Annotated in this window: 17 protein-coding genes; 5 read left to right on the top strand and 12 right to left on the bottom strand. The window is 59.7% G+C overall.

Annotated features, from left to right (window positions below; all coding sequences use genetic code 11):
- The first annotated feature begins 54 nt into the window (after window positions 1-54).
- Complete coding sequence (locus tag AAAB35_RS02055) at window positions 55-2,355, top strand: ATP-binding protein (protein WP_340666580.1); 2,301 nt, start codon at window positions 55-57, stop codon at window positions 2,353-2,355.
- 15 nt (window positions 2,356-2,370) lie between these two features.
- Here AAAB35_RS02055 and AAAB35_RS02060 read toward each other — a convergent pair whose 3' ends face one another.
- The 11 genes from AAAB35_RS02060 to AAAB35_RS02110 all read right to left on the bottom strand — a co-directional run bounded on the left by AAAB35_RS02060 (window position 2,371) and on the right by AAAB35_RS02110 (window position 13,313).
- Complete coding sequence (locus AAAB35_RS02060; RefSeq protein ID WP_340666593.1) at window positions 2,371-3,393, bottom strand: linear amide C-N hydrolase; 1,023 nt, start codon at window positions 3,391-3,393, stop codon at window positions 2,371-2,373.
- 310 nt (window positions 3,394-3,703) lie between these two features.
- Window positions 3,704-4,708: a N(2)-acetyl-L-2,4-diaminobutanoate deacetylase DoeB gene (gene doeB / locus AAAB35_RS02065; protein WP_340666594.1), complete on the bottom strand. Its 1,005-nt coding sequence runs from the start codon at window positions 4,706-4,708 to the stop codon at window positions 3,704-3,706.
- 7 nt (window positions 4,709-4,715) lie between these two features.
- Entirely contained in the window at window positions 4,716-5,897 is a 1,182-nt protein-coding gene (gene doeA / locus AAAB35_RS02070) for an ectoine hydrolase DoeA (RefSeq protein WP_340666581.1), read from the bottom strand.
- A gap of 35 nt (window positions 5,898-5,932) precedes the next feature.
- On the bottom strand, window positions 5,933-6,925 hold the full coding sequence (eutC, locus tag AAAB35_RS02075; protein ID WP_340666582.1) for an ectoine utilization protein EutC: 993 nt from the start codon (window positions 6,923-6,925) through the stop codon (window positions 5,933-5,935).
- Window positions 6,922-7,917, bottom strand: coding sequence for a hydroxyectoine utilization dehydratase EutB (eutB, locus tag AAAB35_RS02080; RefSeq protein ID WP_340666583.1), 996 nt, complete (start codon window positions 7,915-7,917; stop codon window positions 6,922-6,924). Before eutB ends, eutC begins: the two co-directional genes overlap by 4 nt.
- Window positions 7,918-7,920: 3 nt before the next feature.
- Window positions 7,921-8,700 (bottom strand): ectoine utilization protein EutA, encoded by a 780-nt coding sequence (gene eutA / locus AAAB35_RS02085; protein ID WP_340666584.1) that lies wholly within the window; start codon window positions 8,698-8,700, stop codon window positions 7,921-7,923.
- A gap of 11 nt (window positions 8,701-8,711) precedes the next feature.
- The gene (gene ehuD, locus AAAB35_RS02090; RefSeq protein ID WP_340666585.1) at window positions 8,712-9,368 is read right to left on the bottom strand and encodes an ectoine/hydroxyectoine ABC transporter permease subunit EhuD; all 657 of its coding nucleotides are present in this window, start codon (window positions 9,366-9,368) and stop codon (window positions 8,712-8,714) included.
- Window positions 9,369-9,377: 9 nt separating this feature from the next.
- Entirely contained in the window at window positions 9,378-10,037 is a 660-nt protein-coding gene (gene ehuC, locus AAAB35_RS02095) for an ectoine/hydroxyectoine ABC transporter permease subunit EhuC (protein ID WP_340666586.1), read from the bottom strand.
- A 70-nt stretch (window positions 10,038-10,107) separates the two neighbouring features.
- A complete protein-coding gene (ehuB, locus tag AAAB35_RS02100) occupies window positions 10,108-10,926 on the bottom strand; it encodes an ectoine/hydroxyectoine ABC transporter substrate-binding protein EhuB (RefSeq protein WP_340666595.1) in 819 nt (272 codons plus the stop codon).
- 79 nt (window positions 10,927-11,005) lie between these two features.
- Complete coding sequence (gene ehuA / locus AAAB35_RS02105; protein WP_340666587.1) at window positions 11,006-11,803, bottom strand: ectoine/hydroxyectoine ABC transporter ATP-binding protein EhuA; 798 nt, start codon at window positions 11,801-11,803, stop codon at window positions 11,006-11,008.
- A gap of 124 nt (window positions 11,804-11,927) precedes the next feature.
- Window positions 11,928-13,313, bottom strand: coding sequence for a PLP-dependent aminotransferase family protein (locus tag AAAB35_RS02110; protein WP_340666588.1), 1,386 nt, complete (start codon window positions 13,311-13,313; stop codon window positions 11,928-11,930).
- An 83-nt stretch (window positions 13,314-13,396) separates the two neighbouring features.
- Between AAAB35_RS02110 and AAAB35_RS02115 the strand changes: the two genes are divergently transcribed.
- The 4 genes from AAAB35_RS02115 (at window position 13,397) to AAAB35_RS02130 (ending at window position 18,013) form a co-directional block, all read left to right on the top strand.
- Entirely contained in the window at window positions 13,397-13,885 is a 489-nt protein-coding gene (locus AAAB35_RS02115; RefSeq protein ID WP_340666589.1) for an Lrp/AsnC family transcriptional regulator, read from the top strand.
- Window positions 13,886-14,013: 128 nt separating this feature from the next.
- Window positions 14,014-15,507 (top strand): NAD-dependent succinate-semialdehyde dehydrogenase, encoded by a 1,494-nt coding sequence (locus AAAB35_RS02120; RefSeq protein WP_340666590.1) that lies wholly within the window; start codon window positions 14,014-14,016, stop codon window positions 15,505-15,507.
- A 26-nt stretch (window positions 15,508-15,533) separates the two neighbouring features.
- Complete coding sequence (locus tag AAAB35_RS02125; RefSeq protein WP_340666591.1) at window positions 15,534-16,913, top strand: aspartate aminotransferase family protein; 1,380 nt, start codon at window positions 15,534-15,536, stop codon at window positions 16,911-16,913.
- A gap of 14 nt (window positions 16,914-16,927) precedes the next feature.
- The gene (locus tag AAAB35_RS02130) at window positions 16,928-18,013 is read left to right on the top strand and encodes an alcohol dehydrogenase family protein (protein WP_340666596.1); all 1,086 of its coding nucleotides are present in this window, start codon (window positions 16,928-16,930) and stop codon (window positions 18,011-18,013) included.
- On the opposite strand, the gene AAAB35_RS02135 is transcribed toward AAAB35_RS02130, so the two are convergent.
- On the bottom strand, window positions 18,004-18,355 hold a 352-nt coding region (locus AAAB35_RS02135; protein WP_340666592.1), incomplete at its 5' end, for a hypothetical protein. The genes AAAB35_RS02130 and AAAB35_RS02135 overlap by 10 nt on opposite strands.

The raw sequence follows: 18,355 nt of genomic DNA on the forward strand, positions 1-18,355 counted from the left end.
CCGGCGCTCTTCATCGCAAGAAACGTTTGCAACCCCGATATTGCGGGAGCCACTATGAGTGCCGAAGATGGGGTGTCGCCAAGCATCAGTCAACCGTTCTTGCGTCCTGATGGCGAACTTGCGCGGCTAATCGCGAGCCACGACTGGTCATCAACGCCGCTTGGCGACATCGCCTCCTGGCCGCAAAGCCTGAAATCGACAATATCGCTCATTCTCCATTCCCCCGTGCCGATCGTCACGCTCTGGGGCGAGCGCGGCATCATGATCTATAATGACGCCTATTCGGTATTTGCAGGCGGCCGCCACCCGCAACTGCTCGGTACCGAGGTCAGGAAAGGGTGGCCGGAAGTCGCCGATTTCAACGACAATGTCATGAAAGTGGGTCTTGCAGGAGGAACGCTCGCCTATACCGATCAGGAGCTCGTGCTCTATCGCACCGGCAAGCCTGAGCGGGTCTGGATGAATCTGGACTATTCGCCCCTGATCAACGAAATGGGGGTGCCGGCCGGTGTCATGGCGATCGTGGTGGAGACGACTGCGAAGGTCAGGGCCGAGGAAGCCCTTCGCAACGAAACGCGGTTCCTCCAGATTTTGAACCGCACCGGCGCCAACATGGCAGCCGAACTTGACCTCGGCAAGGTGGTCCAGTTGGTAACCGATGCCGGCGTCGCGCTCACCGGCGCGCAATTCGGTGCCTTTTTCTATAACGTTCTGAGCAAGGAGGGCGAAAGCTATATGCTCTATGCGCTCTCGGGCGTTGATCGTAATACCTTTTCCAAGTTTCCAATGCCGCGCAATACGGCCGTGTTCGAACCGACGTTCAAGGGCGAGGGCGTCGTCCGCTCCGATGATATCCTTGATGATCCCCGCTATGGAAACAACGGGCCATACTGGGGAATGCCCGAAGGACACTTGCCTGTTCGCAGCTATCTGGCGGTTCCGGTGACATCGCGCTCCGGCGAGGTCCTGGGCGGGCTGTTCTTTGGCCATGGTGAGACGGGCAAATTCCTGCCCGATCATGAAACACTGCTGGTCGGAATAGCCGGCCAGGCGGCGACAGCAATCGACAATGCCCGCCTGTTCCAGGCAGCGGAGCGCGAATTGTCGGTGCGGCGCCAGACAGAAGAGGCTCTGCAACGCCTCAACACCACCCTCGAGCAGCGCGTGCTTGAAGAAATCGCCGAACGATCGAAGGCCGAGGAACAGTTGCGCCAATCCCAGAAGATGGAAGCGCTCGGCCAGCTTACCGGGGGCGTCGCCCACGATTTCAACAATCTCCTGCAGATCATTTCCGGCAATCTTCAGCTTCTCGCCAAAGATATTGCGGGCAATGCGCGCGGCGAGCGGCGGATTGAGAATGCGCTGGCCGGCGTCAGCCGTGGCTCAAAACTCGCAAGTCAGCTCCTTGCATTTGGACGCAGGCAGCCGCTCGAACCCAAGGTCGTCAACATCGGCCGGTTCATCGCCAATATGGGTGACATGCTCAGACGGACGATCGGTGAAGCAATCGAGATCGAAATCGTCCGCTCCGGTGGTCTGTGGAATACGTTGGTCGATCCGACCCAGATCGAGAACGCGCTCCTCAATCTCGCGATAAATGCCCGCGACGCCATGCCAGACGGCGGCAAGCTGACGATCGAAGTTGGCAATGCCTCGCTCGATGAGGCCTATGCGCGACAAAATCCTGAAGCTGAAGCCGGTCAATTTGTCCTGTTGGCGGTGACCGATACCGGAACCGGAATGACGCCGACGGTGCTTGCCCAGGCCTTCGAACCATTCTTTTCCACCAAATCGGTCGGCCGAGGGACGGGTCTTGGCCTGTCGATGGTCTATGGCTTCGTCAGGCAGTCCGGCGGCCACGTGAAGATCTATTCCGAAGTTGGAGAGGGCACCACAGTCAAGCTTTACCTTCCGCGCATCCAGCAGAACGAGGATGTCCTGATCGAGACCGATCTCGGTCCGACGATCGGCGGTAGCGAGACGATCCTGGTCGCCGAGGACGATGAAGAAGTCAGGACCACTGTCGTCGAAATGCTGGGGGATCTTGGCTATCGCGTGCTCAAGGCCAAGGACGCGGCAAGCGCGCTCTCCATCATCGAGAGCGGTGTGCCCATCGACGTCCTGTTTACCGACGTGGTCATGCCCGGCCCCCTCGGCAGCCCCGAACTTGCCCGCAAGGCGCGCCAGCGCCTACCGCAGATCGCGGTCCTGTTTACCTCGGGATATACCGAAAATGCCATCGTGCATGGCGGCCGACTGGATCCCGGCGTGGAATTGTTGTCAAAACCCTATCAACGGGAAACGCTTGCGCGACGGATTCGCCATGTTCTGGCCGCGCGGCGCCAACGCGGCTAGGCATCCGCAAAGAGCCTACTTCGCCAGCCCGAGGAATTCAAACGGCCTGGCGACACGAAAGTTCAAGGTGGCGTCTCCCGAATAGGTGTGGTCCTGGTTTTCGCCGAGGTCGAGCTTCATCACCTTGCCGCTCTCCTTGGTCAAATCGAGCGCGTTGAGATCAACCCAGAAGGTATTTGGCGTAAGGGCCGATTCGAAGAAGTAGAGCTTGCGCTTGTGATCAAAGACCGTGCGCCAGCGTGTGGATGAGATGTTCGGTTCCTGCGGCGTATTCAGGCCATATGGCACCGAGACATTGCGGATCACGCTGAAGACGCTGGCCAATGCAAGGTTCGGGTTTTTGTCCTTCGGAATGGCATTGACATAAAAGGATGCGCGGGCGAAGCGGTCGGCGGCGCGGTTTGTCCCCGGAAGCATGACGGTTCCACCGATCTGTTTCCAGTAGGTGTTCAGCGCCAATTGCTGGTCGAAGACCGGAGAATTGGTCATGACCTGATAAACGCGGCTGTGATGGATGACCTGCCTGCCGTTGATGTATTCGACAATCGCGCTGTCGCCGGTCGCGTCGGACATGGAAAGATGCAACGTCGTCAGGCGGTTTTCACCGGGGACATTATCCGTGACAATCGTGAATGGCTCTTTTTCCAGGGCCGCGACGGCCTCGGCGACCGTCGCAAAATTATCAAGGACATACTGGGCCCAGGCAGCAATGGTCAATCCGGGTTTTGAATGCTGGTCGAATTTCGGGTATTCGGATTCAACCAGCCAAAGAAGGTTTGCGTTGAGGCCAGCCTCGTTGACACCGTCGGTCGTCGAAACATCATATCCGGTGGCAACGACGCTGCCAAATTTTGACGTCCACGCGATGGAATTGGATCCTGCTTGGCCGCTGCGCTCTATGCCGCGCGGCAGAACCCAAAGGTTTGTCGCAACATCACTCTTCCAGTCCATGGAGCGTGCCGTGATGATATTATCATCCGGACCAAGATAGACGAGGCGCGTGCATGCCTCGGCCGAATGGTCACTCATCGCCAGCATCGCTGCAAGGGTTAGCGTCCCAAGCACGCGCGCCAAAGGTTTCCAGTGGAAAATCATGACACCCAGCGTAACCGATTTCTGATTCACAAGGTTCATAGCATGTCGTCGTTTGCGCATCGACCACCAAGAGAAGGATGGCAGGCTCACTTTGCTACCGGTGGGAATGGGTGCGCTGATTTTTTCTTCTGAAAACGTAGACACAACAGGCTAGGATGGCGTTGGGCTATGGGGCGACAGGAGGCCTCAACCCGTCTTGAGGCGCCAGCCATCGTGCGGTCTGGGCATTCCCTTCATTTTCTGGCCTTGCCTTCTAGACCTCAACGCCGATGACGGCCGCGCAGTCTCCCGGCTTGATCAGGCCGGGAAAATGCCGGGCCGCGAGCAGACCACCAAGCTTTGCCCGGACTTCGGCGGGCGCAACCCCGGTGCGACCAATGGCATGAATGCGCGCGATCAGCTGACCTTTCGTGACATTTTCGCCAAGATCGACCATGGTCTCGATCATCCCGGCGTCTTCCGCAAAAGCAAAACAGTCTCCCGAGGGCATGTCGAGCCAGCGCGTTTCCAAGGCATCGATCGCACCGCCCACGATGCCGGCATGGCGCAGCACATTCATCGCGCCGCGTTTGGCGATGGCCACCGTTTCGGCCCTCGCCGTGCCGCCGCCACCAAGTTCGGTGGTCACGAAGACCTTTCCCATGTCTTCGGCCGTGGTGTCATACATGCCGACCGCGTCGATCTCGAGCATGCGCATTGACCAAGGTGCCGAAAATGCCTTCACCGCGGCAAAGCCCCTGGCCTCCTGCGCCTTGTCCTTGAGGATGTGGGCTGCGGCAAACGGCACGAAGTCGAGGGTCTTTCCGCCAGAATGAAAATCAAGGACAATGTCGGCACGCGGCAACAACGCACGGGTGAAATAGTCCGCGATCTTCTGGGTGACCGTGCCGTCGGGCTGGCCTGGATAACTGCGGTTCATGTTGCCCTTGTCGATGGGCGAGGTGCGCGTGCCGGCGGCAAATGCCGGATAGTTCATCGCCGGAACAATGATCACCGTGCCGGTGACACTGCCAACGTCAAGTGTGCGGGCAAGGTCGAAAAGCGCGATCGGTCCCTCATACTCATCGCCGTGATTGCCTCCGGTGAGCAGCGCGGTTGGCCCTTTGCCGTTGCGGATGACGGTGATCGGGATCATGACAGAACCCCAGGCCGAATCATCGCGGCTGTAGGGCAGGCGCAAGAATCCGTGCTGGACGCCGTCTTTATCAAGATCAATGGTCGCCGTCACCGGCGAAGGCGCAAGGGTTGTCGACCGCATCATCACCTCAGTTCTTGACAAAGAGCTTGCGCGGCACATTGGCCAGGCATTCGACTCCGGTGTCGGTGATCAGGATGCTTTCCGTGATCTCAAGACCCATCGTTTCGAGCCAAAGCCCGGTCATGAAATGAAAGGTCATGCCCGGCTTGAGTTCGGTCCTGTCACCCGGACGCAGGCTCATCGTGCGTTCACCCCAATCGGGCGGATAGGAAATGCCGATCGGATAGCCGGTGCGGTTATCCTTGATGATCCCGTACTTCTTCAAAACCGCAAAGAAGGCATTGGCGATGTCTTCGCAGGCATTGCCGGGCCTTGCAGCCGCAAGGCCAGCCTCCATCCCTTCGAGCGTCGCCTTTTCGGCGTCTAGAAATGCCTGGGTGGGTTTGCCGAGAAACACGGTGCGTGAAAGTGGCACGTGATAGCGGTTGTAGCAGCCGGCAATCTCGAAGAACGTGCCTTCGCCGCGCTGCATCGGCCTGTCATCCCAGGTCAGATGCGGTGCCGTCGCGTCCGCGCCCGATGGGAGAAGCGGGACGATGGCTGGATAATCGCCGCCAAAGCCATCGGTTCCGCGAATGCCCGCATCGTAGATCTCAGCCACGAGGTCGCATTTGCGCATTCCGGGCTCAACCTTCTCGACAATTCGCTGGTGCATGACCTCGACGATGCGCGCCGCCTTGCGCATGTAGTCCAGTTCGGTCGGACTTTTCACCGCGCGCTGCCAGTTGACGAGCGCGGTGCCATCAACGAAACGCGCATTGGGCAGATGTTTTTGCAAGGATGCGTAAGCCTGCGCGGAGAACCAGTAATTATCCATCTCCACGGCGATCGTCAGCCTGTCCCAGCCGCGCTCGACAATGATCTTCGACAAGAGGTCCATGGGGTGACGCTCTGTCGATTGAACATAGTGGTCGGGATAGCCGATGATGTTGTCATACGCCAGATAGGCGGTGCGTTTTGCCCCATTTGCATCCTGCCCGCGGCCATACCATAAAGGCTCGCCCTCCGGCGGAACGAGCACCGCCTGATGAACATAGAACGACCAGCCATCATATCCGGTAAGCCAGGCCATATTGGAAGGATCGCTGCAGATGAGGAGATCGATGCCGCGCTCTTGCATGGCCGCACGGGTCTTGTGCAATCTTTCGGCAAATTCCTGCGGCGTGAACTTGAGATTTGGCTCGGTCATTGTGGGTTTCCTCATGCTTGGGCGCAAGGCCCGTCCTAGCTTTCGAATTGCATCCCGGCATTTGCGCGCGCGGCGCGGTCGCGGGCGAGCGTGGCAATAGCGGTATCCTGCACGCCGGTGCCGGTAAGATCGGCAACGGTAATGGCACCTTTTGACGGCCGCCCCTTTGCCGATCCGGCAATGACGGCGCCAAGTTCGGGAAATGCTGCCGCAGCGTCGACCAGCCCCGCGTCGATGGCGTGGTGAAGCTCGCCGAGACGACGTGTCTGTTTTAGGCTGTCGGCAACGTAGAGATCGGCCGCCACAATGATCGCCGGATCAAGCTCGTTCTTGTGCTCGGCATCCGAACCCATTGCCGTAATATGCTGGCCCGATTGCAGCCATTCCTTTTCGAGGATCGGCGCCGGAGCAGGCGTCGTTGTGACGATGATATCCGCGTCGCGCACGGCCGCTCTCGGATCGTTCACCGCGCTGACGGCAATGGCCAGCTTGTCTTCAAGTTCGCGTGCGGCCGTCCGCGCCTTGTCGAGGTCGCGGGCCCACAGGCGGGCGCTCTTTATCGGACGGACCAGCGTCAGGGCCTCAAGCTGCAGCCGCGCCTGCACGCCCGCGCCGAAGATCGCGGCAACGCATGCGTCCGGACGCGACAGGTGCCTGGCCGCGACGGCGCCTGCAGCCGCGGTGCGAACGTCGGTCAGATAGCCGTTGTCAAGCAAGAGCGCCTCAACAAGGCCCGTATGGCTGCTGAGAAGAACCATCATGCCGTTGACACTTGCAAGGCCGAGTTTCGGGTTGTCGAAAAAGCCCGGGCTGATCTTGATCGCAAAGCCGTCGATTCCGGGGACATAGGCTGTCTTCACATCGACTTCGCCGCGATGCTCGGGAATATCGAGCCGCAAAATGGGTGGCATGGCCACCGCCCCCGTCGCAAGCGCCTTAAAGGCGCCCTCGATGCAGGCAATGGCATCAAGATCAAGTGGCACGATCTTGCGCAGATCAGCTTCGCCAAGGATTGTCATGCGGGTCATGGCACGGCCCTTTCACGCGGGGTTGCCGCGCAGATGATGCGGCGGTGTTGTTCCATGTCGACATTTTGGCCGGAAAGAATGATGACGATCGGACCATTCGCCTTTACCTTGCCGGCAAGCAGGGCCCCGATGCCGACGGCCGCCGCGCCCTCGATGACTTCCCGCTCCTTCGTATAGGCATGCGCTATGCCTGATGCGATGTCCGCCTCGCAAAGCAGAATGACGTCGTTAACAAGGTCACGCACCATCGCAAAGGTGAGGCGATTGTCGAGCCCGATGCCACCGCCAAGCGAATCGGCAAGGCTTGCAAATTCCGGCACAAGGACCGGTTTTCCGGCATCAAGGCTGGCACGCATCGCAGCGCCCTTTGCCATCGATACACCGATGATCTTCGCTGGCGCGCGCATGCCTTTGACGGCCGCCGCGACCCCCGATGCGAGCCCACCGCCCGAGACGGGAACAAGCACGGTATCGACATCGGGAACGTCCTTGACGATCTCAAGCCCCAGCGTTCCCTGGCCGGCGATGATCGCCGCATCGTCGAAGGGGGGCACCATGGTGAGCCCGGCGCTGGCAACCAGCCGATTGGCTTCCTCCTGCGCCTCATCCTGAGATTTGCCGATGATGCGAATCTCGGCGCCGAGACGCTGGATCTCATCGACCTTGTTGCGTGGAACGAGGGACGACATGCACACAACGGCGCGAATGCCGACAAGGCCCGCCGCATAGGCAAGGGCGCGGCCGTGATTGCCGGTCGATGCTGCGACGACACCGCGCTCTTTTTGCGCCGCGCTCAGATGACCAAGCGCATTGGTGGCACCGCGCAGTTTGAAGCTACCTGTGACCTGCCGATGTTCAAGCTTTAGGAATACCGGCACGCCCATTTGCTGCGAAAGTGAATAGGACGGGACGGTCGGCGTGCGCGCGACCTTGCCGGCGAGCATGCCATTGGCCTTCTCGATGTCGGCAAGGGATATCATTGCCTTCGTCATCACTTACCAATGACCCATAGGCTGCGCCATCAGGCTGCCGAGTTCAGGGCGAGGCCGGGTGTCATCACAGATGCGCAGCGTTGCCCAGGCTGTTGCCAGATTGCTGCTGACAAGCGGTTTGCCAATCGCGCGCTCGATGGCCGGGGCGGCTGCCGCGGCGCGCACAGCCGTGCAGGAAATGAACAGCGCGTCCGCATCGCCCGCGGTCGCCTCGCGGGCCGCTTCAATCAGCGATTGTGGAGCGATGCGCGCCATCGCGCGGTCATCGTCAAGGCCAAGACAGGTAAAACTGGCGATTTCGAACCCTTGGGCGGAAAAATAGTGCGCCATCGGCGTGCTGGTTTCAATCGTATAGGGCGTGAGAATGCTGATGCGGCGCGCACCGATTGCCTCAAATCCCCGAACCGCGGCCAGAGGCGGCGTCACCACAGGGGTAAAAGGTTTGGCTTCGTTGATCGCCAATGCCACCACGTCATCGCCAATGACGACGGATGCGGAGGTGCACGAATAACAGATGACGTCCAGATCCTCGTCCGGAAGGATCAGGCGGGCGCCCTCAGTGAGCGAGGGTTGCATGCGCCGCAGATTATCAGGCGTCGTCGGGTTGGCGAAGGCAATGCGCGCCGTATAAAGGCCGATCTTCTCGCTGGCGACCATCCGCTGAAAGTCGGGTTCAGTCGTATGGTCGGTCGCAAGAATGATGAGGCCGGCACGCTTTTTTAAAGGTCGCGTGTCAAATTCAAGAGCAAGGTCGGTTTGCCGGATGGTCGGGACACTATCCATCAGCTTTCTCCTCAGTCTATCCGGCCATAGCGATGCTCAAGCCAGCGCAGGCCTGCCACTGAAATCAGGCTGATCACCAGGAAGAACGCGCCAACCAGGGTAATCGGCTCGATGTAACGGTAGTTGAAATTGGCAATGCTGCGTGCCTGGTTCATCAGTTCAAGCACCGTGATGGCCGATAAGAGCGGTGTTTCCTTGAACATCGCGATGAAGTAGTTGGCAAGGGCAGGGATCATGGGTGGCAGGGCTTGCGGCAGGATGACGTGCGCAAAAGTCTGCACGGGACTGAGGTTGCAGGCTTTGGAGGCCTCCCATTGGCCGCGCGCGACATTGTCGATGCCGGCGCGGTAAACTTCCGCGGTATAGGTGCCGTAGTGAAGGCCAAGTCCGATGACGCCGGCCACGAGCGGCGAAAGCGTGATCCCGAAATCGGGGAGCACATAGAAAATGAAATAAAGCTGAACGAGCAGCGGCGTACCGCGGATGAATTCTGCGATGAAACCCATCGGCATCGAGATCAGGCGGTTTTTTGATCGCCGCACAATGGCGATGAGGAGACCGATCAGGGCAGCCACGATCGAGCCAAGGAAGGTCGCCAGAATTGTGATCTTCGCACCCTCGATCAGGGTCGGAAGAATTTCCATGACAAAGGCCCAGTCCCATTCCATCTGCGCCTCCTATGACCTGATGCCGTCGAGGCCGCGCGTCAAATGCCGTTCAAGGCCGCGGATGGCAAAGGAGATGACGCAGGCGATGGCAAAATAGATAACGAGGATGGTGAGGAACGGAAACAGTGTACTGCCGGTCTGGGCCCGAACCACCTGCGCCTGGAAGGTCATGTCGGCAAGCGAGATGAGCGAGACCACGGCCGATCCTTTCAAAAGTTCGATCGCGTTATTGCCGAACGTCGGCAGCATCACGACGAACGCCTGGGGCAGGATGACATGGTAAAGCCGCTGCCAGCGGCCAAGGTTGAGCGCCGTGCAGGCCTCGTACTGTTCCTTGCCGATCGACTGGATCGCACCGCGCACGACCTCGGCTCCATAAGCGCCCACATTGAGGCCAAGCGCCAGGACACCCGCCTGCAACGGGGTCAGCGAAAGACCGAAGAGCGGCAGGACGAAATAGGCCCAGAACAACTGCACGAAGATGGAGGTGCCGCGGAAAAATTCGATATAGGCGGTCGCGAGCCACCGTAGCGGAGCCAGACGCGACAACCGCCCGAGGCCGGCGAGAAAGGCCATGACCAGCGCGAGCGCCGACCCTATCAGCGTCAACTGGATGGTGACGAGCGCGCCCTCGAGAATAAGATGAAGATAGCCGGCCCACTGGCCCATTAACGTTGCGCCTTTCATTTGCGATCAAAGGCCGCTCCGCCTTTAAGCGGAGCGGTCGCTTGTTGCGCCGTTATTTTGCGGCGCAGAGCTTGTCACGGGTGGTGGACATGGCGGCCTGAGCCGAAAAGCCATACGGCTCGATGATCTTGGCAAACTCGCCCGATTTCTTCATTTCGGCGAGAACCTTGTCGAATTCGTCGCGCAGCGCCGTATCGCTCTTGCGGAACGCCGCACCGTCGCAATAGACCGGCGCGCCGGCAACGGGTGCGACCACGTCAAGGTTCGGATCGTTGGCTTTCTTGACGAGATCATTGATCGAAAGAACCGGTAGCGAGTAGGTGTCGATACGGCCATCCTGCAGCATCTTCAGGCCGCTCTGGCCGTCGGGCACGACGATGACACGCTCGCGGGGAACGCCCGCTTGCAGGGCCAGTCGTTCTTCCGTGCCGCCGCCGGGCGCGCCGATCGTTGCCTTGGCATCCTTGGCGATGTCAGCATAGCTCTTGAAGCCTTTCGGATTGCCCTTCTTGACCAGAAACGCTTCGGCATCGCACAGGATCGGTTCAGAATAGGCAACCGCCGCACAACGTTCCGGCTTCATGAACAGACCTGCCGTCACCACATCATGGCGACCGGCCTGGAGGCCCGGGATCATTGCGCCATATTCGGAGATCGAGGCGACCACGTCATTAACGCCAAGCTTTTTGAAAACAGCGCGCGCCACGTCCGGTGCAGCCCCCGAAACCGTGCCGTCCGGCTTGACCGCGGTGAAGGGCGGTTCATTGGCGATGGCGATGCGGGCAAAGCCCTGCGCCTTCAGTTTATCGAGTGCTTCGTCTGCCGTGGCCGGCAGGGATGATACCAATGCGGCAAGCGCCGCTGCCCCCATAAATGCGGCTATTGTCTTTCGTTGCATCATGTTCCCAGCTCCTTTGGTTTTCTGTGGTTATCGTCGCGGTCTTGCGGCGTCACACGCGGTGTCCGGCGGCGATGATCTTTTTCAGGAAGGCCTGCGTGCGTTCCTGTTTGGGATGTCTGAATATTTCGTCGGGTTTGCCATCCTCAACGATGCGGCCGCGATCGAAGAACAGGACGCGGTCGGCGAAATCATGGGCAAAGCCCATTTCGTGGGTGACAAGGAGCATCGTCATGTCCGTCTCGCGGCAAAGCGTCCAGAGCACATTGAGCACTTCCTCGACCAGTTCGGGATCAAGTGCCGAGGTCACTTCGTCAAACAACATGATTTTCGGCTTGAGTGCGAGCGCCCTTGCAATGGCGACACGCTGCTTCTGGCCGCCGGACAATTGCGATGGCATCGATTTCGCCTTGTCGGCAAGTCCGACCATTTCGAGAAGCTCGATCGCATGGCGCTCGGCATCCTTGCGCGCAACGCCTTTGGTGAGCATCGGGGCAAGGGTAATGTTGTCGAGCACGCATTTGTGCGGAAAAAGGTTGAACAGCTGGAACACCATGCCGATCTTTTCGCGCATCCTGTGCAGATGGGCTTCGTCTGCCGCTTGCCATTGGCCGTTGCGCTGCATCTGGTAAAGATTTTCGCCCTCGACCTTGATATCGCCGCCATCAATGCCTTCAAGAGTCATCAAAATGCGAAGGATCGTGGTCTTGCCCGATCCTGAGGGACCGATCAGTGCAAGCTTCTCGCCGGGCGCGACGCTGAACGACAGATCGTTCAGGACCTTGAACGCGCCGAAGCTCTTGCTGATGCCGTTGATCTCGATGATCGGTCGGCTGTTCAATGCGGGCATGCGTGTCTCCTCTCGTTGAGACAGCCTCATGTACGCAACGATGGGAAACTTATCAAATCATGTCAATTATAAAAATCAAATCATGACAATATTAATTATCGTGATGAAAAATCGGGCCCACGGGCTAAATCGCGAGCAATAGATGTTCCGGGTCGCCGCGCAAAAGATTTGCGACAACGCCCAGTCCCGAACGCAATTCGGATTCGGTTGTCGACCCCAGCGAAATACGCACCGCGGGATGCCATTGTTCCTGCGAGATCCGGAACGATGCACCCGGCGCGATGGCAACGCCCTGCAAACGCGCATGGGCAACGAACTCTTCCTCGCTGCGCTCGCCGGTCAGAGGCAGCCAGATATGCAAACTTTGCGGATGCGACAGAAACGGAATGCCGCTGAGAACCTCGGCCGCTGCCGCATGCCTTTGGCGCAGCGCATCTCGCTGCCAGTTGACGAGCTCCTGTGCCGTGCCGTCGGAAACCCAGCGCGTGGCAATCTCGGCGACGATCGGTGTTGCCATCCAGTTGGAAACGAGATGGCGATTTGCCACCGCGGCCACATAACGATCCGGCGACACCAGATAGCCAATGCGCAGCCCCGGCACCACGATCTTGGTGAAGCTGGTGAAGTACAAGGTTCGTTCCGGCGCAAGCGCTGCAATCGGCGGCGGGCGATCCTCGACCAGCGGCCCGAGGATATCGCTTTCGATAATGGCGATGTCGTGCCGCCGCGCGACTTCGACCAGCGCCGCTCGCCGTTCAAGGCCCATCAGCGTTGCGGTCGGATTGATGACCGATGGCTGCACGAAGACCGCGCGAATGGCATGCTCGCGGCAGCATTGATCGAGCGCTTGTGGGTCAATGCCCTCATCGTCGATCGCCAGTCCCTCAAGTGTCAGGCCGAGATAGGAGGCAAGCGGTGTGAGCGTGTGGTGCCCGATCCCTTCGGTTGCGACTTTCGATCCGGGAGGGGCGACGCTCATCAGCGCAACCGTCATTGCCGCTGTCGCGCCATTGGTCAGGTTGATATTCGATGCAGGTACGTTGAGACCACAATGGCGCAGCCATTCCACTGCAACGGCGCGATGACGCGGGAAGACGACATTGGGCCGGAAGGAAAGCGCCGAACTTGCCGGCAGGTTTTCTGCAAGCCAGGAAAGCGCCTTCTTCATGCGCTCAAGGTGCATGGGCTCGCAAATCGGCTTCAGGATGGAAAGGTCGATGACTTCGCCAAGCCGTTCCGGCAGGTAGGGCGGATCCGGTTCGCGTCGCAGCGAACGCACAAAGGTACCGCGCCCGGTCTCGCCCGAAATCAGATTGCGGCGAATGAGTTCCTCATAGGCGCGGCTGACGGTCTGGACCGAAAGACCGAGGTCATCCGCCATCTGCCGGTGGGTCTTAAGACGGGTCCCGTTTTCAAGTTTGCCATCGCCGATTGCACGTGCAATCTGTTCGGCCAGGGACAGATAGGCCGGGCGTCGGAGCATCGTCGGATCTGGGCGCCATGATGTCATGATTAATAAGTGATCCAAGTCAGTGCAATTGACAATCGAAAAATCACAACGTCATGATTATGAATCACCAGACTGGACATGAGATGACATCCGCAAAGCTCGATCCGATCGATATCCGTATCCTTGACGCGATCCAGCGCGAAGGTCGCATTACCAAACTCGCGCTCGCCGAGCGCGTGGGGATTTCGCCCACGCCCTGCTGGACCCGCCTCAGGCGGCTGGAAAAGGCCGGCATCATTACCGGCTACCATGCGAGGCTCGCACTGCGCCTGGTGACGCCGATTACGACCGTCCTCATGCAAGTCACGCTCGGAGCCCACCGCCAGGCGGATTTCGACCGGTTCGAACGCGCGGTCAGAACCATCCCAGAAATCGTCGCATGCTGGTCGGTCGGGGGCGGGGTTGACTATGTGCTGAAGGTGATGGCGCGCGACGTCGACGCCTATCAGCGTCTAGTGGACGGACTTTTGCAGCGCGAAATCGGCATCGATCGCTATTTCACCTATGTCGTCACCAAAACGGTCAAGGATGACGCGGTGCTGCCGGTTTGCGACCTCGTAACGACAGCCTGACCGTTCTAGTCGATCTCTCCTGATATCCGTGCGGATGAAGACAATCTCTCTTTTAGGGCAGGGGTAAACGGTCTCTTTCTCCTGTGCATGCGTGCGAGCCTTTAACCGAATATTTTCGGGAGAGCCGCATGTCCGCCCATTTCGCACGACCAGACCGCCACCCGGCGCTTGACCGCCTCAAAGACCGCCGGATGCTGCGCGAACTTGCCTATGTGGATGGTCACTGGACCGCGGGTGATGCGGGCCAGACGTTCGAGGTCAATGATCCGGCATCGGGTAAAGCGCTCGCATGGGTGTCGAAGCTCAACGCCTGGCAGACCGGCGTTGCCATCGACGCTGCTGCCAGAGCCTTCCCTTCATGGCGCGATCAACTGGCGCAGGAGCGCGCGGCGCGGTTGTCAAACTGGCATCAGCTGATCATCGAAGCCAGGGAAGATCTCGCCCTGATCATGACACTGGAACAGGGTAAACCGCTCACAGAATCGCGCGCAGAAATCGACTACGCGGCCTCCTTTGTCGAATGGTATGCACATGAGGCCAAGCGGCTCAACACGGAAACCATCACAAGTCATCTTCTTCACGCCGAGATGATCGTCCGGCGCGAAGCGATCGGCGTTGTTGGTATCGTCACGCCCTGGAATTTCCCATCAGCGATGCTGACGCGCAAGGCAGCCGCCGCCCTGGCGGCAGGCTGCACCATAGTCGCTCATCCATCCTCGCAAACGCCGCTCTCGGCCCTCGCTCTGGCCGAGCTTGCCGATCGGGCCGGAATGCCGGCAGGCGTCTTCAACATTGCCACCGGCGAGGCAGCGTCCATTGTCGGGCGCCTTTGCGAAGACGAGCGTGTTCGTGCGCTGAGTTTTACCGGTTCGACCGAGATCGGCCGGCTGATCGCAGCCCAGTGCGCGCCGACGATGAAACATCTCGTCATGGAGCTCGGAGGCCATGCGCCCCTGATTGTCTTTGCCGACGCAGAGATAGATCGGGCCGTCGATATTGCCGTCAACGCCAAATTCGCAACCTCGGGACAGGATTGTCTTGCTGCCAACCGCATCTATGTCGAGCGGCCCATCCAGGACGACTTTACCGCGGCTTTCGCCAAACGCATCCGAGCCCTCAATGTCGGACCGGGCCTAAGCCCTGCTGCCGACATCGGCCCCTTGATGCATGAACGCGCGGTGGCGAAGGTCGAGGACCAGGTTCAGGACGCCCTGGCGCGCGGCGCACGCCTTATTGTCGGCGGCACGCGTCATGCGGCCGGACGCCTGTTCTATGCGCCGACCCTTTTGACCAACGTTGCTGATGACGCCCTCATCATGCGCGAGGAAACATTCGGCCCCGTGGCGGCGATAACGCCGTTTGATAGCGAAGACGAGGTCATAGCGCGCGCCAATGCGACAGACTATGGCCTCGTCGCCTATGTCGTCACCAGAGATGGTGGCCGCATGCTGCGCCTTGGCCGCAAACTTGAATACGGCATGGTTGCGATCAACCGCGTCAAGATTACAGGCGCTCCGGTTCCGTTCGGCGGGGTCAAGCAATCCGGTCTTGGCCGGGAGGGGGCGCGCCACGGGATCGAGGCGTTCACCGAACTCAAATATCTGTGCATCGATACGCAATAATTCCGATTGAGAACAAGGACATCATCATGCTTGACCACTCGAACGAACTCAGCGCCTGGGACCGCGATCATTTTTTCCACCCTTCAACCCACATGGGAACGCATGCGCGCGGCGAATCGGCAACGCGGATCATCAAAGGCGGCGAGGGCGTTTACATCACCGATAGCACCGGGCGAACCAGCATCGATGCCTTTGCCGGCCTATATTGTGTCAATGTCGGTTATGGCCGCCAGGAGATTGCCGACGCCATTGCTGCCCAGGCAAAGGAGCTTGCCTACTACCACGCCTATGTCGGACACAGCACGCAAGCCTCGATCACGCTGGCCAAGATGATCATTGACCGCGCGCCGCAGACCATGAGCCGCGTCTATTTCGGACTGTCCGGTTCTGATGCCAACGAGACCAATATCAAACTCGTCTGGTACTATAACAACGTGCTCGGACGCCCCGAGAAGAAGAAGATCATCTCGCGTTGGCGCGGTTATCACGGATCAGGGGTAATGACGGGCAGCCTGACCGGCCTTGAACTCTTCCACAATGCTTTCGACCTGCCGCGTGCCCCCATTCTTCACACGCAAGCGCCCTATTATTTTCGCCGCGAGGATCGTTCGCTGAGCGAAGAGCAATTTTCCCAGGAGTGCGCCGACAAGCTTGAAGCGATGATTCTGGCCGAAGGTCCCGAAACAATTGCCGCGTTCATCGGCGAGCCGATCCTTGGCACCGGCGGCATTGTTCCACCACCGGCGCAATACTGGCAAAAGATCGCGGCGGTCTTGAACAAGTACGACATTCTTCTGATTGCCGATGAAGTCGTCACAGGGTTCGGCCGGCTCGGCACCATGTTCGGCTCCGATCATTATGGCATCAAGCCGGACCTCATCACCATCGCCAAGGGGCTTACCTCCGCCTACGCGCCGCTGTCAGGCGTCATCGTGTCGGAAAAAATCTGGCAGGTGCTGGTCAAGGGCTCGGACATGCTCGGCGCGCTTGGCCATGGCTGGACCTATTCGGCGCACCCGATTTGCGCTGCAGCCGGTATTGCCAACCTTGAACTCATCGACAAGCTCGACCTTGTCAACAATGCCGGCGAGACCGGTGCCTATTTCCGCGCGCAGCTGACACAGGCACTTTCTGACCATCCGATCGTCGGCGAGGTCCGCGGCGATGGCATGTTGGCCGCCGTTGAATTCGTCGCCGACAAGGACGACCGTAAATTCTTCGATCCCGCCCTGAAAGTCGGGCCTCGAATCGCCGCCGCGCTGGCCGAGCGTGGTGTCATTGGCCGGGCCATGCCGCAGGGCGACATCCTCGGCTTTGCACCACCCCTATGTCTGACGCGCGGTGAAGCCGACAGCGTTGTCAAAGCGGCTGGCGCAGCGGTCGCATCAGTTGCCAGCACGCTTTGAGGCAAAAGATGATGATGGATGGATTGCCCCCAAAGACCATGGCCGCTGTGCAGCTCATTGGCCATGGCGGCCTCGACATGCTGGTCTACAACAACGATGTTCCAGTGCCTGTTCCCGCTCGCGGTGAGGTGCTGATAGCGATCACAGCCTGCGGCATGAACAATACGGATGTCTGGGTGCGTGAAGGCGCCTACGGGACCGAGGAGGATGCGGGCGCCGTATCGACCTGGCGACGCCAGGCGCCGACGCTGACCTTTCCGCGTATTCAGGGAACCGACATTGTCGGAAATATCGCCGCCGTGGGTGAAGGCGTGTCCGCTCAGCGCATCGGCCAGCGCGTGATGGTGGACTTTTCCATATATAACCGCGACGACGACAGCCTTGCCGACATCGACTATATCGGCCACGGCCGCGATGGCGGCTATGCGGAGTATGTGACGGTGCCGGCCGAAAATGCGCACGTCGTTCACACTGACATGCGTGACGTTGAACTTGCCACGTTCTGCTGCGCCTACCTGACCGGCGAACAGATGCTGGAAAGGGCAGGTCTCAAAGCCGGCGAGCGCATTCTCGTAACCGGAGCGTCGGGCGGTGTCGGTTCCGGCATCATCCAGCTTGCCCGGGCCCGCGGGGCCATCCCCTACGCGCTGGTTGGGCCGGGCAAGGAAAGGGCGCTGCTTGACATCGGCGCTGCGGCGGTGATCACCCGCGGCGTGCCGGACCTAGTCGCGGCGGTCAACGCAGCAACGGGCGGCCAGCCGATCGACGTCGTCGCCGATCTCGTGGGCGGCGCGATCTTCAACGACCTGTTGCGCATCCTGCGCGCCGAGGGGCGCTATACCACGGCCGGCGCGATTGCCGGCCCGGTGGTCAAGCTTGATTTGCGCACGATGTATCTGAAACAGCTCGCCCTGCATGGGTCCTCGCAAGGAACGCGCGGTGATTTCCGCCGGATCGTACGCTATATTGAGGAGGGCAAAATCAGGCCGCTCGTTGCCGGCATCTATCGCCTTTCGGACTTTCACAAAGCCCAATCCGACTTCATGGCCAAGGCTTTCGTCGGCAAACTGGTTGTGGTGCCGGACAAGCATTACGGCTGAACCGGATAGTGAGGGTAGGGCGCCAACGTGTTGAGCGGATTTGAAAAAGCACGCCCGGCAACGACCGCTACCGGCCCATTGCCAAGCTCGCCAGGCTTGCCGGGCATTGCGCCGCGCCTGGGCAAACGCGGGGGCTCTTCGACCCTTGGCTCACGCGAATAAGTCCACGGTCGATGCCCCGCAAGCCCGGCCTCACCAAGCCTTTGCGAGCGGCTGTCGCCAGATTGGCTCGGTTCTTGCTTGATCTTGAACGTGCCAGATGGAAAGTTGTCTTGTCTTGACGAGGAAAGGTCATTGGAATGATGGAGTCCGCAGGTCAAAGAAGCGTTGCAACAGGCAAAA

It is taken from the genome of Phyllobacterium sp. (genome assembly GCF_037994425.1).
Lineage (GTDB): Bacteria > Pseudomonadota > Alphaproteobacteria > Rhizobiales > Rhizobiaceae > Phyllobacterium.

Coding starts and splice junctions, on each gene's coding strand:
- doeA (WP_340666581.1), bottom strand. CDS start 5,897: ATGACCGAGCCAAATCTCAAGTTCACGCCGCAGGAATTTGCCGAAAGA.
- AAAB35_RS02120 (WP_340666590.1), top strand. CDS start 14,014: ATGTCCGCCCATTTCGCACGACCAGACCGCCACCCGGCGCTTGACCGC.
- doeB (WP_340666594.1), bottom strand. CDS start 4,708: ATGCGGTCGACAACCCTTGCGCCTTCGCCGGTGACGGCGACCATTGAT.
- eutA (WP_340666584.1), bottom strand. CDS start 8,700: ATGGATAGTGTCCCGACCATCCGGCAAACCGACCTTGCTCTTGAATTT.
- ehuB (WP_340666595.1), bottom strand. CDS start 10,926: ATGGGGGCAGCGGCGCTTGCCGCATTGGTATCATCCCTGCCGGCCACG.
- AAAB35_RS02125 (WP_340666591.1), top strand. CDS start 15,534: ATGCTTGACCACTCGAACGAACTCAGCGCCTGGGACCGCGATCATTTT.
- AAAB35_RS02110 (WP_340666588.1), bottom strand. CDS start 13,313: ATGACATCATGGCGCCCAGATCCGACGATGCTCCGACGCCCGGCCTAT.
- AAAB35_RS02130 (WP_340666596.1), top strand. CDS start 16,928: ATGGATGGATTGCCCCCAAAGACCATGGCCGCTGTGCAGCTCATTGGC.
- ehuC (WP_340666586.1), bottom strand. CDS start 10,037: ATGGGCCAGTGGGCCGGCTATCTTCATCTTATTCTCGAGGGCGCGCTC.
- ehuD (WP_340666585.1), bottom strand. CDS start 9,368: ATGGAATGGGACTGGGCCTTTGTCATGGAAATTCTTCCGACCCTGATC.
- AAAB35_RS02115 (WP_340666589.1), top strand. CDS start 13,397: ATGACATCCGCAAAGCTCGATCCGATCGATATCCGTATCCTTGACGCG.
- eutB (WP_340666583.1), bottom strand. CDS start 7,917: ATGACGAAGGCAATGATATCCCTTGCCGACATCGAGAAGGCCAATGGC.
- AAAB35_RS02060 (WP_340666593.1), bottom strand. CDS start 3,393: ATGCTGGCGATGAGTGACCATTCGGCCGAGGCATGCACGCGCCTCGTC.
- AAAB35_RS02055 (WP_340666580.1), top strand. CDS start 55: ATGAGTGCCGAAGATGGGGTGTCGCCAAGCATCAGTCAACCGTTCTTG.
- ehuA (WP_340666587.1), bottom strand. CDS start 11,803: ATGCCCGCATTGAACAGCCGACCGATCATCGAGATCAACGGCATCAGC.
- eutC (WP_340666582.1), bottom strand. CDS start 6,925: ATGACCCGCATGACAATCCTTGGCGAAGCTGATCTGCGCAAGATCGTG.